The organism is Comamonas koreensis (genome assembly GCF_021026195.1).
In the GTDB taxonomy this organism is placed as follows: Bacteria; Pseudomonadota; Gammaproteobacteria; order Burkholderiales; family Burkholderiaceae_C; genus Comamonas; species Comamonas koreensis.
On the sequence record NZ_JAJNCT010000025.1, the window covers coordinates 22,578 to 36,548 of the forward strand.

A 13,971-nucleotide genomic window follows, 5' to 3' on the forward strand; every position below is an offset into this window, starting at 1 on the left:
AGCGCGGCGATGACCACAGCCTTGCTGATTCTGAGCCTGAGCTTTGCCGTCCTGCTGCTGCTGGGCGTGCCGGTGGCCTTCTCCATTGGCCTGTCTGCGCTGGCCACCCTGGCCTACGAGGGGCTGCCGCTGGAGGTGGGTTTTCAACAGATGACCGCCGGCATGGGGGTGTTCTCCTTCCTGGCGATTCCCTTCTTCATCTTTGCCGGTGAGCTGATGCTGCACGGCGGCATTGCCGACCGCATCGTCAACTTTGCGCGGGCGCTGATCGGCCATGTGCGCGGCGGCCTGGGCATGTCGAATGTGGTGGCCTGCACCTTGTTTGGCGGTGTCTCGGGCTCGCCGGTGGCCGATGTCTCGGCCATGGGCGCGGTGATGATCCCGATGATGAAGAAAGAGGGCTACCACGCGGACTATGCCGTCAACGTGACCACGCATGCAGCCCTGGTGGGCGCGCTGATGCCGACCAGCCACAACATCATCATCTATGCGCTGGCGGCCAGCGGCAAGGTGTCGATTGCGGCGCTGATTCTGGCGGCCATCATCCCGGCCATCATCCTGACCCTGAGCAACCTGGGTGCGGCCTACTGGGTGGCACGCCGCCGGGGTTACCCGGCCGGCACCTTCCCCGGCTGGCAGGTGGTGGGCCGCAGCCTGGCGGCGGCGCTGCCGGGGCTTTTTGTGGTGGTGCTGATCCTGGGCGGCATTCTGTCGGGCGTGTTCACCGCCACCGAATCGGCTGTCGTGGCCGTGCTGTATGCGCTGGCGCTGACGGTGTTTGTCTACCGGTCGCTGAGCTGGTCGCACTTTGTCAAGGCCGCCTCCAAGGCGGTGCGCAACACCGGCATCATCCTGCTGCTGATCGGCATCTCCAGCACCTTTGGCTACCTGATCAGCCTCTACGGCGTGGCCGAGCTCACCGGCCAGATGCTGGCCCAGGTGACCACCACGCCGTGGATGGTGTTCCTGATGATCAACATCATCCTGTTCCTGCTCGGCACCTTCCTCGACATGGCCGCCACCATCCTGCTGTGCACGCCCATCTTCCTGCCGATTGCCCAGCACTACGGCATGAGCTCGGTGCAGTTCGGCATTGTGCTGCTGATCAACTGCGCGCTGGGCCTGAACACGCCGCCGGTGGGCACCACCCAGTTTGTCGGCTGCGCCATTGGCGGTGTGTCGGTGGGCACCGTCATGCGCACCATCTGGCCCTTCTATGGCGCGCTGATCTTTGCGCTGGGCCTGGTGACCTTTGTGCCGGCCTTCACCACCTGGCTGCCGCAGATCATCATGACCGTGCGCTAAGCCTTCACAGCCTCCCACCCCTTCACCCCTTCTGCTTTCTTCTGCGTTTTCACGATGAGTACCTCACACGCCATTCGCCATATCCGCATCACGCCGATTGCCTTCCGCGACCCGCCGCTGCTCAACGCTGCCGGCATCCATGAACCCTGGGCGCTGCGATCCATCATCGAGATCGAGACCGCCTCGGGTCTGGTGGGGATCAACGAGAGCTATGGCGACCAGCCCATGCTTGATGCGCTGGCCAAGGCGGCGCCGGCCTTGGTGGGGCTGTCGCCCTGGGCGCTGAACGAGATGGAGCAGCGGGTGGCTGCGCTGGTGGCACCACCGGTGCAGACGGCCTCGGAGTTCCTGGGCCAGCAGGTATCGCTGGCGCCGGGCACCCATGTGTCGAAAACGGTGGCCAAGGTGGTCAGTGCTTTTGAGGTGGCCATGCTCGATCTGCAAGGCCAGATGGCGAATGCGCCGGTGGTCGATCTGCTGGGGGGTGCGGCGCGCAGCAGCGTGCCGTTCTCGGCCTACCTGTTCTACAAGTACGCCGAGCATGCCGGCCAGCCCTATGCGCCCGATGCCTGGGGCGAGGCGCTGACACCGCAGCAGCTGGTGGCGCAGGCGCAGCGCATGATAGGCCAGTACGGCTTCCAGAGCATCAAGTTGAAGGCCGGGGCCTTGCCGCCCGATGAGGAGGCCGCCGGCATTCTGGCCATGGCCGAGGCCTTTCCCGGCCTGCCTTTGCGTATCGATCCGAATGCCAACTGGACGGTGGAGACCAGCCTGCGCATTGTCGAGAGGCTGCGCGGCGTGCTGGAGTACTACGAAGACCCGGCGCCCGGGCTGGATGGCATGGCGGCCGTAGCCCGCGCCTGCGAGGTGCCGCTGGCCACCAATATGGTGGTGACCGATTTTGCCGAGTTCCGGCGCAATGCCGAGATGGGTTGCCCGGTGAAGATTGTGCTGAGCGACCACCACTACTGGGGCGGCCTGCGCGCGACGCAGCGCCTGTCCACCCTGTGCCGCACCTTTGACCTGGGGCTGTCGATGCACAGCAACTCGCACCTGGGCATCAGCCTGGTGGCGATGACGCATCTCTGCGCCAGCGTGCCCTTGCTCACCTATGCCTGCGACACCCACTACCCCTGGCAGGACGAGGAGGTCATCGAGGGCGGGCGCCTGCAGTTTGAAGCGGGCAGCCTGCGTGTGCCGACAACGCCAGGCCTGGGCGTGCGCCTGGACCGCAACGCGCTGGCGCGCCTGCATGACAACTACCTGCACTGCGGCATCCGCAACCGCGATGACCTGGGCCAGATGCGCAAGTACGACCCCAGCTTTGACGGCAAGCAGCCGCGTTTTTGATCCCCACCGAGTTCATTGCTTTCGACGATTACAAACCAAGGAGACATCCATGCAACGCAGAACCCTGATCCAAAGCTCGCTCGCAGCCAGCGCCCTGATGCTGGGGGCCGGCCTGGCCAGCACATCCGCGCTGGCACAAAGCAGCTGGCCCACCGGCAAGTCCATCACCTACCTGGTGCCGTTTCCGCCCGGTGGCAATACCGATACCCTGGCGCGCGTGGTGGCCCAGCCGCTGGGCAAGGCACTGGGCACACCGATGGTCATCGAGAACAAGGGCGGTGCGGGCGGCAGCGTGGGCTCGGCCCTGGCGGCCCGCGCGGCGCCCGATGGCTACACCATCCTGGGCGGCACGATCAGCTCGCATGCGATCAATATCAGCCTCTACTCCAAGCTCGACTACGACCCGGTCAAGTCCTTCACGCCGGTCGCGATGCTGGGCTCGGGCCCGCTGGTGCTGGTGGTGCCCGCCTCCAGCCCCTACAAGACCCTGGCCGATGTGATGGCCGGCAGCAAGGCCAAGGCATCGAGCGGCGGGCTGACCTCGGCGTCGCCGGGCAGCGGCACCTCCAACCACATGGCGCTGGAGCTGCTGGCCTACCAGACCGGGGTCAAGTTCACCCATGTGCCCTACAAGGGCAGCGGCCCGGCGGTGCAGGATGTCATCGGCGGCCAGGTGGACATGATGTTCGACACGGCCCTGGTCGTGGGCCCGCATATCCAGGCCGGCAAGCTGCGCCCGATTGCGGTGACCAGCTCCAAGCGCCTGGAGTCGCTGCCCGATGTACCCACCATTGCCGAGGCCGGTGAAAAGGGCTTTGACATGGGTTCCTGGCAGGCGGTGTTTGCGCCAGCGGGCACGCCCAAGCCGGTGGTGGACCGCCTGCATGCCGAGATCATGAAGATCGTCGCCACACCCGAGGTACAGGCTCGCCTGAAGGCCTTTGGCATGCAGCCTTCGACGATGACGCCGGCCGAGCTGGCCGAGTTCCAGAAGGCCGAGGTGGCCAAATGGGCGCAGGTGATCCAGGCCGCCGGCATCAAGGCCGATTGACCGTGAGTAGCCGGCCCGGTGACTGACAGGGCCGCGCGGCCGGGTGGCACCAGCACGCTAAGCTGCTGGTGCCCCGCGCCAGAGAGTATTGGATATGACACAAGCCAGAACGACCCCCCTTTCGATTTCCATGCATGCGGCGGACAACGTCGCGATCATCGCCAATGACGGCGGGCTGCCGGCGGGCACGGTGCTGCCCTCGGGCCTGCGCCTGGTCGAGCAGGTGCCGCAGGCCCACAAGGTGGCCCTAGTGGACCTGGCAGAAGGCGAGGCCGTGCGCCGCTACAACGTGGTCATCGGCTATGCGCGCCAGGCCATTGCGGCGGGCAGCTGGGTGCATGAGCGCCTGCTGCAGATGCCCGAGGCCCGCTCGCTCGAAGGCCTGCCGATCGCCACCGTGCCGGCGCCCGATCTGCCGCCGCTGGAGGGCTATACCTTTGAGGGCTACCGCAATGCCGATGGCACGGTGGGCACGCGCAATATCCTGGCCATCACCACCACGGTGCAGTGCGTGGCCGGCGTGCTGGATTTTGCGGTGCGCCGCATCAAGGCCGAGCTGCTGCCGCGCTATCCGCATGTTGATGATGTCGTCGGGCTGGAACACAGCTATGGCTGCGGCGTGGCCATTGATGCGGTGGGTGCTGACATACCGCAGCGCACCTTGCGCAATATCAGCCACAACCCGAACTTTGGCGGCGAGGTGATGGTCGTGAGCCTGGGCTGCGAAAAGCTGCAGCCCGAGCGCCTGCTGCCGCCGGGCTCGTTTCCGATCACCGACGAGCGCGCGCCCGAGCTCGATGTGGTCTGCTTGCAGGACGAGGCGCATGTGGGCTTTATGTCGATGGTTGCATCGATCATGACCCGGGCCGAGGCGCACCTGGCACGGCTGAACCAGCGTCGGCGTGAGACTGTGCCGGCCAGTGCCCTGGTGGTGGGCGTGCAGTGCGGCGGCAGTGATGCCTTCAGCGGCGTGACGGCCAACCCGGCCGTCGGCTTTTGCACCGATCTGCTGGTGCGCGCCGGTGCCACGGTGATGTTCAGCGAGGTGACCGAGGTGCGCGATGGCATTGACCAGCTGACCTCCCGCGCTTCCAGCCCCGAGGTGGCGCAGGCCATGATCGACGAGATGGCCTGGTACGACGCCTACCTGGACAAGGGCAAGGTGGACCGCAGCGCCAACACCACGCCGGGCAACAAGAAGGGCGGCCTGTCCAACATTGTGGAAAAGGCCATGGGCTCGATCATCAAGAGCGGCACGGCGCCCATCACCGGCGTGCTGTCACCCGGCCAGCGGCTGGCCGAGCGCGGCATTGAGCGCGGCCTGGTCTATGCGGCCACGCCCGCGAGCGACTTCATCTGCGGCACCTTGCAACTGGCCGCCGGCATGAACCTGCATGTGTTCACCACCGGGCGCGGCACGCCGTATGGGCTGGCGCAGGTGCCGGTGATCAAGGTGGCCACACGCAGCGATCTGGCGCGCCGCTGGCATGACCTGATGGATGTGAACGCCGGGCGCATTGCCGATGGCGAGGCGACCATCGAGGAGATGGGCTGGGAGATGTTCCGCCTGATGCTGGAGGTGGCCAGCGGCCGCAAGAAGACCTGGGCGGAAGAGTGGCAGCTGCACAATGCGCTGGTGCTGTTCAACCCGGCCCCGGTGACCTGAAGCGCTGGGCGCTTAGCGGCTTATTTTTTCCACTTCTCGCGCAGCGCGGCGCAGTGGTCCTGGGCCGGCAACGCCGGGGTGCTGTGCACCCAGTCACGGTCGGCCGCATCGGCCTGGGCCTGGCTGCCCGCCTGGCCAATGGCCACCACCGAGCGGGTGCCCGCAGGCAGCCAGGTGGGAATGCCGATGCTGCGCAGCACGTGGCCACGCCCGGCGATCAGCAGCACGGTCTTGCCGGGCTGCAGCTGGGATGTAACGGTCTGGGCCATGCTGTCGTCCTTGGCCAGCTGGATGCGCGCCATCGGGGCCAGCTGGGTGTCGGGCAGCAGGCCGCAGTGGCCGTCGGCAATGGCGTCGAGCTGGCGTTGCCATGCGGCGGCAGGCAGGTGGCTGTCCCAGCGGGTTTACTGCATCACATCGCGCATCTGCGCACGCGGCAGATTGCCGCCCAGCACGGGCACTCCCGCCTTTACCGCCGTCATCACCGCCGGGCCATAGTGGCGCCAAGGCCAGCCCTTGTCATTCCAGGCCAGTGCCTGCTGCACCTGGGCTTCGCTGGCATCGGCGGCCAGGCCCTGGGTGCTGTGGCCGGCATCGGCCATCTCCAGCACCACGGCCGCCAATTGCCGCCGTGCCGCCCAGTGCGCCACCGTGGCCTGCTGCCACTGCTGGTGCGCTTCGGCATCATGCTGCTCGCCCAGCAGCAGCACATCGGGCGCTTCGGCCAGTGACATCGTCGACCGGTCGAGCTCGGCGTTGGCAGCGCTTTGCGGCGCCTGGCTGGCGCAACCGGCCAGCAGCGCCAAGCCCAACAGGCCGGGCAGCCAGCCAGCATTGCGAATGAATTTTATTTGCATCATTCGCGCATGGTAGTGGCTGGCCAGCGGCCTGAGGGCTTGAAGGGTTGCCGAAGGGGTACTTAACGGCGCTGGCCGTTGGTCCAGATCGCGCCGGTGGTCAATGCGCCTTCCATCGACACATTGACCAGGGTGGCGCCGCTCAGGTTGGCGCCGGCCAGGTTGGAGTTGTCCAGGCTCACATTGACCAGCTCGGCGCCCTGGAAGTTGGCGCCCTGCAGGTTGGAGTTGGACAGGTCCACATTGGTGAAGCTGTGGCCGGCAAAGTTGGCCTGGGGCAGGTTGGAGCCCGACATATTGGCGTTCACATGGGCCTGGTTGCTGCCGCCGCCGCTGCGCTTTTGGCTGCGCACGGTGGTGGAGGACTTGCCCTGGCCTTCGACCACGACCGCTGCGCCACCGGCACCACCGTGTACGGTGCTGCTGCGGCCGGGGATATTGGTCTCGGCCACGGCGCCACGGCCCGAGGCCGCGTTGACGACGGAGCCGTTGACGGTGACCGAGGCGCCCTGGCTGCCGCCACGCACATCGACGCCGGGGGCGGAGATGACGGCGCCTTGTGCCCAGACGCCGCCAGCGGCCAGGCCCAGGGTCAGCACGGCCAGGGCCTGCTTGATGTTGGTTTGTTGCATGCTTGTCCTTTCTTGCGCTACTCGGTGAGCGGCGCATTGTGACTCAGGTTGGAGGGCTGCATGCCTTGGGCATGCCCGGGAGCGGGACGCTCCTCGTTCGGCACCGCTTGCTCCTGCGAGAGCGGCGGTGTGTTGGTATCCGTCGCCGCATCGCCATCGGCGGCGGGCGGCTCTGGCCAGGCAAAGGGCTGCTGGCTCAGTTGCGCCAGCGGGTCGGCCACGCGCTGGGGGCGATCCGGCGGCGCGCTGGGGTGCTTTTCCTCAACCTGCAGGGCCACGGCATTGATGCGCGCGGCGAGCTCCTGCATCCAGGCTTCGTCGATGACCGGCTGCTTCTCGTTGCTGCGGCTGAAGATCAGCGCCAGAAACTCGCGCGCCTTGGGCGAGCCGGCATCGGCCGCGCGCCGGTAGTACTGGATGGCGGTGGCGAAATTGCGCTGCACGCCGCGCCCCAGGTGGTAGCGGTAGGCCAGCTCCAGCAGCGCGTTGGCATTGCCCTCGTCGGCACGGGCGCGCAGGCGGCCCAGCTGCTCGGAGGTGCTGGCGCGCTGGTAGCTGGCGATGCGGCCCAGGTTTTGCGCCGCCGTCTGGCTGCCACCGGCCTGGGCCTGGGCGTACAGCTCCTTGGCCTCGTTCATGCGTCCTTCGAGCTCACGCTCGACGGCCAGGTCATTGAGCGCCATCGCATCGCCATCGCGCGCGGCCTGCTCCAGCAGCAAACGCGACTGCTGCATGGCCTTGGGGCCGGTCACCTTGCGCTCGACCAGGGACAGCAGATAGGTGGCCTTGGCCAAGCGCGCATCGGCTGCGCGCTGCAGCCACTGGCGGCCGGTGGGCACATCCCGCACACCACCGGTGCCCGTGCCCAGCATGTAACCCAGCGCCGCCATGGCCCGGGCATCGCCTTGCGCAGCGGCCTGGCCCAGCCACTGGCGGGCCTGGGCGCCCGCTTGTGGCAGGCCGGCGTTCTGGTAGTAGTAGATGCCCAGCTCGAACTGGGAGCTGACATCGCCTTCCTGCGCCTGTCTGCGCAGCGCCTGCAGGCTGGCATCGCTGCGCTGGGCCGGCAGGCGGATGGACGAGGAGGCGCCCGGCGCGGCGGGTGCTGCCGGGGCCTGGCTGCTGCTGGCGGCCGCGCCGGCATCGCCACCGCCTGCCGATGGCAGCACGATGGCGGCCCAGCTGGCGCAGGCCTGCAGCAGCAGCCCGCCGGTCAGCGCCACCAGGCCGGCCCGGCGGCCGGTCACTGCGGGGCGCCTCATGGCTTCTTGCCGCGGCGTGCGGGTGCGGCGGGCGGGGCAGTGACGGCGGCCACAGGGCCTTCCACTTCCCAGCGCAGCTGCGACTGGGCGATGACGCCGGTCTGCGCGGCAATCTGCTGCTGCACGGCTTCGATCGTGGTCAAGCCCTCAATCGGTGCGAGCTGGGCCTGGGTCAGAGCCACCGGCACGCGGCCGGTCAGCGGCTTGGTGGTCTGGGCGCAGTACACCTGCTCCACGCCGGGGCGTGCGGTCTCGATCAGGAAGGAGTTGGCCTGCGACACATCCGGGACCATCAAGCCGATGCGGCCCTGGGCCACCACGGCCTGCTGCTGCGGGTTGGGATAGACCTGGGTGACCACCTGGGCGGCATCCTGGTAGTAGCAGTAGAGGAAGCCGGTGCGGGCCGGTGCCACACGCAGCACCACCGAGGTGCCGATGGGCAGCTGCGATGTCAGCTCCTTGTGGCCGAGCAGGGACAGGGCCAGCGCATCGGTGGTGGGCTCGTTGTCCGGCAGGCCGTGCGGTCGCGGTTTCAGTTCATCGCTTTGCGGCGAGTAGCTGGAGGCGATCTTGTCGTCAGCCGACATGCCGGCATAGAGGCGCAGCAGGCCCATATAGGTCTCGAAGTTGACGACGCCGACAGGGGTCAGGTCCAACGATGCCTGGTAGAGCGCCAGCGCATTGCGCAGCGCGGTGGAGTCGTTGCCATCGATGGGACCGTTCCAGGCGCCTTCGGCCCGCAGCACGCGCTGGGCCAGGTTGATGCGGTCTGCCGGGCCCTGTTCATCAAACCAGGTGCGCATCTGGCGTTTGAATTCGGGGTGGTTCTGCTCGTAGTCGATGCATTCCCAGTACGGCACCTTGGCCCATTTGCCCACCAGCTCGATGGTGGCCAGATCGACCAGCAGGCGCACCGCTGCGCCCGCGCCCTGGTTCACATCGGCAGCCACTTCGTACTGCACGCCCAGGCGGTAGATATGTTTGGGCAGGCCGGTGGCGCGCCCGCCGATCTCGACCGAGCGGCCTCCGGTGGCGACGACCAGCTCGTTGGCCGAGTCCAGACCCGGGTAGAGCGTGCGGGAGTTCATGTCGCCCAGATGCAGATCCAGCCCCACCACGGTGCCCAGCAGATCCCAGCTGTAGCCGGTGTCGGTGTTGGCGGTGGAGACGCCCAGGCTGCTGCGCTTGGAGACCACTGTCTTGTCGCCAAAGCTGATGGCGCCCGAGACATAGATCTGCGGCTTGCGCAGCTCGATCTGGCCGTTGTTGAGCAGCAGGCTGGTCATCGTCTGCACGGTGTCCTGCTTGAGCGCATCCACTTCGTAGTCCACCACGCGGAAAGCCTGGCTGGTGCGCGACATGCGCGAGAGGGCGGTGATCACCATTTCCTTGGTGCCGGTGGAGAACAGGCCGGAGGGGTCGGGGATGCTCTTGACCGCGACCAGGGTCGAGGGCACCTGCTCGGTGGCGAGCATGCGGTCCATGCAGGCCAGGCCTTCGCGCATCGCCGATGCGGATTTGCTAGGGGTGACCAGCGGCGATTGCTCGGTGATGCCTTTTTCAATGATGTCCTTGCGGTCGGACAAGGTGGGCTGGATGCTGCAGGCGGACAAGGCCAGCACGCAGGGCGCCAGGGCCAGGCGGCGAATCGATGAAAGATGCATGGTGGTTATTCGTTATTGCGATGGTGGGGCTGCGCTGGCGGCGGCGCTGCCGCGCTGGCCAGCGTCGCCGGGCTCCCTCGCCCCGGGGGGCTGCGCAGAGATGGCAGGCTCTGGCGCAGAAACCATCGTGTTTATTTGCAGATGTTGATGACGGAGCCACGAACGACGGTCACCTGGTCGGCATTGCCTGCCCCATAGCGGTTACCGATACCGGCCGTGCCTTCGTTGATCTGGGGGGCTGCGCCCACGTTGGTATTGCAGTTCTTGCCTGAGGGGCCAGTGACCATTTCACGCTCGATGGCGGATCTGGAGTCCTGCTCCGTCAGGTAGTTGCGGGCCATGGCATTGCTCACCTTGTTGCGTGAGGCCGGGTCGAGCCCGGTGCGGCCTGCGGGTGGCTTTTGCTGCGCCTGCGCGGCGGCGCACAACAGGGCGAGAACCCATACCCCGGCATAGCTGGCTTTCATGCGCAGTCTCCTGAAGGGACCCTCTGCACAACGGTCGCAGGCTCAGAAATGCGGTTGCATCCCTTGGCGCTGGCGAATGCTCTGCAGAAGATCTTTTTTATAGGGGCCGGCCAGCGAACGGTCTCCAGACGCAATCGGTGGCCAGCGGGGATGAAGGGGAGGGGATTACTTGCCGTCGTTGGAGGCGAGGTTTTGCTCGGCCTTGGTCATCGCACCGATGGCCATATTGGCCACGGCACCGTTGGTGACCGAGACTTCCTGCTTGTTATTGCCGCCGATATTGACGTTGCCCTTGTTGGAGGCCAGGTTCTGCGTGGCGGTAGCACCAGCGCCAATGGCCATATTGGCTACGGCGCCGTTCTTCACGGTGACCTTCTGGTCGTTGTTGCCCTTGATCTTCACTTCTGCTTGTGCAGACATCGCGATAGCCGAAACCGAAACCAGAATTGCGAAAAACTTCTTCATAAAAATCTCCTCGTTACTGAAAGAATATGGTGCAGACCCTTGTGGTGCACCTCTGCAGTCAGCTCCCCATGTCGGAGAAACCGAACCGTTCATTGGCGTGCGGCCGCATGGCGCCCTGCTACCGTCCACCAATGTTCACTACGCTGCGCATGCCGGTGCCGGTGGCCTGGTTGACCACGGGGCCGCCGACGGAAACCACCTGGCTGCCGCTGCCGACTCCGCCATTGCGCGACGCAATATTCAATTCGCTATAGGCACCAAAACTGGCCATGTTCGCGACCACGCCATTGACCGAGGTCACCTGGTTGTTGCCGCGGATCTGGCGGATGTTCTTGTTCGACGAGATATTCATCACCGCCTGGGCTGCGGGCCCGGAGATATTGACGATGCCGCCATTGACCACCACCTGCTGGTTGTTCTGGGCGAATGCCGAGGCACCCAGCCCCAGGCCTGCCCACAGCAGCAGATGGCGCTGTTTTGCCAATGCCTGGACGAATGCCTGCTTGGCGCTGGAAATGGATTGATGGCCCATGGTCAAAAGCTCCTTGCCGATAGCCGAAAACTTGCTAAGGCGTGTTTTTAACTGCAGTGCGGCGCAGGCAAATGACGAGTTGAAACCGGGTGAATCATGAATATTTCATGACATAAGAAATATCTCGTAGCAATCAGATTTAGGTTTTTTGGAAGTGCCTATAGAAATCAAATATGCCGGTAACAATTGAAATACATATGAGGCTATAAACTGAATGGATGCGTAGGCAATTTCTTTACAAAGATCTGCAAATTGGGAACTCGCTTTACTTTTGAGCTTTGTTTTTACGAATGCGTAAAAAAAGCCTGCCCCCACTGGGCAGGCTTCGAAGAGTATTAGCTTAGTTGCTATAAAAAAAGCAGCCCCAGGGGCTGCTCTTGGTGTTTACCCTAGGGTAAACCTTGGGCCGTGGGCGCTGAATGCCCCAATCTATATTCAGGCGCCGGCTTTGACCTTCAGGCGCCAGGCGTGCAGCAGGGGTTCGGTGTAGCCCGAGGGCTGTTCCTTGCCCTTGAACACCAGATCCAGCGCGGCCTGGAACGCGGCGCCCTGTGGGTTGGCCACCAGGCTCTTGTAAGCCGCATCGCCCGCGTTCTGGCCATCGACCACCTTGGCCATGCGGGCAAAGCTGTCACGCACCATGGCCTCGGTCACGATGCCGTGCTGCAGCCAGTTGGCGATATGCTGGCTGGAGATGCGCAGGGTGGCGCGGTCTTCCATCAGGCCCACGTTATGGATGTCAGGCACCTTGGAGCAGCCCACGCCCTGGTCGATCCAGCGCACCACATAGCCGAGGATGCCCTGCACGTTGTTGTCCACTTCCTGCTGCTTCTCGGCATCGCTCCAGTTCGGGTTGGCAGCCACGGGCACCTGCAAGATGGCATTGAGCAGGTTGTCGCGCTCGGTGTCGGCGCTGGTCTTTTCCAGCTCCTTTTGCACCTCGGCCACATTGACCTGGTGGTAGTGCAGCGCATGCAGGGTGGCGCCAGTGGGCGAGGGCACCCAGGCGGTGTTGGCGCCGGCCTTGGGCTGGGCAATCTTCTGCTCCAGCATCGCCTTCATCAGGTCCGGCATGGCCCACATGCCCTTGCCGATCTGGGCGCGGCCGCGCAGACCCATGGTCAGGCCCACCAGCACATTGCTCTTTTCATAGGCAGGCAGCCAGGCGCAGGTCTTCATGTCGGCCTTGCGCACCATGGGGCCGGCGTACATGGCGGTGTGCATTTCGTCGCCGGTGCGGTCCAGGAAGCCGGTGTTGATAAAGGCCACACGCGCAGGCGCTGCAGCAATGGCGGCCTTCAGGTTCACCGTGGTGCGGCGCTCTTCGTCCATGATGCCGAGCTTGACGGTGTTGGCTGGCAGACCCAGCATCTGCTCGACGCGGCCAAACAGCTCGTCGGCAAAGGCTGCTTCGGCGGGGCCGTGCATCTTGGGCTTGACGATATAGACACTGCCGGTGCGGCTGTTGCGGATGCCCTGGGCGCCCTTGCCCTGCAGGTCGTGCATCGCAATGGCGGTGGTCACCACGGCGTCCATGATGCCTTCGGGAATCTCTTGCTTGTTGGCACCCCAGAGGATGGCGGGGTTGGTCATCAGGTGGCCGACATTGCGCAGGAACATCAGCGAGCGGCCATGGAGCTTGAGGCGGTCGCCATTGGCGGCTGTGTATTCGCGGTCGGCGTTGAGGCCACGGGTCACCGTCTTGCCGCCCTTGTCGAAGGATTCGGTCAGGGTGCCCTTGAGGATGCCCAGCCAGTTGGCATAGCCGTTGACCTTGTCTTCCGCATCCACGGCGGCGACGGAGTCTTCCAGGTCCAGAATGGTCGACAGCGCTGCTTCCACTACCACGTCGGAGACGCCGGCGGCATCGCTGCTGCCAATGGGCGTGGCTTTGTTGATGATGATGTCGATATGGATGCCATTGTTCTTCAGCAGCACCGACTTGGGCGCAGCCGCATCGCCTTGGTAGCCGACAAACTTGGCAGCGTCCTTCAGGCCGGTCTTGCTGCCGTCCTTGAGGGAAACGGCCAGTTGGCCGCCTTCGACGGCGTAGCCGGTGGCATCGGCATGCGAGCCCTGGGCCAATGGCACGGCCTGGTCGAGGAACTGGCGGGCGTAGGCAACGACCTTGGCGCCGCGCACGGGGTTGTAGCCCTTGCCCTTTTCTGCGCCACCGTCTTCGCTGATGGCATCGGTGCCATAGAGCGCGTCATACAGCGACCCCCAACGGGCGTTGGCCGCATTCAGTGCGTAGCGGGCATTCAGAATGGGCACCACCAGCTGGGGGCCGGCTTGCACGGCCAGCTCGGAGTCCACATTCTCGGTGCTGGCCTTCACGTCCTTGGGCTGTTCGACCAGGTAGCCGATCTGGGTCAGAAACTGGCGGTAGGCCGGCATGTCGGTGATCGGGCCGGGGTGGGCCTTGTGCCAGCTGTCCAGCTCCGTCTGCAGGCGGTCACGTTCGGCCAGCAGGGCGGCGTTCTTGGGGGCCAGGTCAGAGACGATGGCATCGAAACCTTGCCAGAACGCAGCGGGCTCTACACCGGTGCCTGGCAGGACCTGGTTGTTCACAAAGTCATACAGAACCTGGGCCACTTGCAGGCCGTGGACGGTGGTGCGTTCAGTCATGGTGTCTTCCTTTCAATACATACAGATGGGGCTGTGACAGCCCATCAGCACACTTTATTCCATACCCGCCATGGCAATCAATCCATTAAAAA

Annotated in this window: 11 protein-coding genes and 1 pseudogene; 4 read left to right on the plus strand and 8 right to left on the minus strand. The window is 65.2% G+C overall.

Annotated features, from left to right (window positions below; genetic code table 11):
• Nucleotides 1-9: 9 nt before the first annotated feature.
• The 4 genes from LPW39_RS18000 (at nucleotide 10) to garD (ending at nucleotide 5,372) form a co-directional block, all read left to right on the plus strand.
• Nucleotides 10-1,305 (plus strand): TRAP transporter large permease, encoded by a 1,296-nt coding sequence (locus LPW39_RS18000; protein WP_230778411.1) that lies wholly within the window; start codon nucleotides 10-12, stop codon nucleotides 1,303-1,305.
• A 54-nt stretch (nucleotides 1,306-1,359) separates the two neighbouring features.
• Entirely contained in the window at nucleotides 1,360-2,655 is a 1,296-nt protein-coding gene (locus LPW39_RS18005) for a glucarate dehydratase family protein (protein ID WP_230778413.1), read from the plus strand.
• A 49-nt stretch (nucleotides 2,656-2,704) separates the two neighbouring features.
• On the plus strand, nucleotides 2,705-3,706 hold the full coding sequence (locus LPW39_RS18010; protein ID WP_230778416.1) for a Bug family tripartite tricarboxylate transporter substrate binding protein: 1,002 nt from the start codon (nucleotides 2,705-2,707) through the stop codon (nucleotides 3,704-3,706).
• A 94-nt stretch (nucleotides 3,707-3,800) separates the two neighbouring features.
• On the plus strand, nucleotides 3,801-5,372 hold the full coding sequence (gene garD / locus LPW39_RS18015) for a galactarate dehydratase (protein WP_230778419.1): 1,572 nt from the start codon (nucleotides 3,801-3,803) through the stop codon (nucleotides 5,370-5,372).
• Between the two features lie 20 nt (nucleotides 5,373-5,392).
• On the opposite strand, the pseudogene LPW39_RS18020 reads toward garD, so the two are convergent.
• From LPW39_RS18020 to LPW39_RS18055, 8 genes and pseudogenes are all read right to left on the minus strand, one after another.
• Nucleotides 5,393-6,229: pseudogene (locus LPW39_RS18020) on the minus strand (ChaN family lipoprotein).
• Between the two features lie 62 nt (nucleotides 6,230-6,291).
• The gene (locus LPW39_RS18025; protein WP_230778422.1) at nucleotides 6,292-6,861 is read right to left on the minus strand and encodes a pentapeptide repeat-containing protein; all 570 of its coding nucleotides are present in this window, start codon (nucleotides 6,859-6,861) and stop codon (nucleotides 6,292-6,294) included.
• A gap of 17 nt (nucleotides 6,862-6,878) precedes the next feature.
• Complete coding sequence (locus tag LPW39_RS18030; protein WP_230778424.1) at nucleotides 6,879-8,123, minus strand: tetratricopeptide repeat protein; 1,245 nt, start codon at nucleotides 8,121-8,123, stop codon at nucleotides 6,879-6,881.
• Nucleotides 8,120-9,787 (minus strand): DUF4384 domain-containing protein, encoded by a 1,668-nt coding sequence (locus LPW39_RS18035; RefSeq protein ID WP_230778426.1) that lies wholly within the window; start codon nucleotides 9,785-9,787, stop codon nucleotides 8,120-8,122. Before LPW39_RS18035 ends, LPW39_RS18030 begins: the two co-directional genes overlap by 4 nt.
• A gap of 131 nt (nucleotides 9,788-9,918) precedes the next feature.
• On the minus strand, nucleotides 9,919-10,254 hold the full coding sequence (locus tag LPW39_RS18040; protein ID WP_021025065.1) for a hypothetical protein: 336 nt from the start codon (nucleotides 10,252-10,254) through the stop codon (nucleotides 9,919-9,921).
• 165 nt (nucleotides 10,255-10,419) lie between these two features.
• Nucleotides 10,420-10,674 (minus strand): hypothetical protein, encoded by a 255-nt coding sequence (locus LPW39_RS18045; protein ID WP_230778428.1) that lies wholly within the window; start codon nucleotides 10,672-10,674, stop codon nucleotides 10,420-10,422.
• A gap of 163 nt (nucleotides 10,675-10,837) precedes the next feature.
• The gene (locus tag LPW39_RS18050; RefSeq protein ID WP_230778430.1) at nucleotides 10,838-11,251 is read right to left on the minus strand and encodes a hypothetical protein; all 414 of its coding nucleotides are present in this window, start codon (nucleotides 11,249-11,251) and stop codon (nucleotides 10,838-10,840) included.
• Nucleotides 11,252-11,686: 435 nt separating this feature from the next.
• Nucleotides 11,687-13,879, minus strand: a complete 2,193-nt coding sequence (locus LPW39_RS18055) for a malate synthase G (protein WP_230778432.1) — start codon at nucleotides 13,877-13,879, stop codon at nucleotides 11,687-11,689.
• Nucleotides 13,880-13,971: the final 92 nt, after the last annotated feature.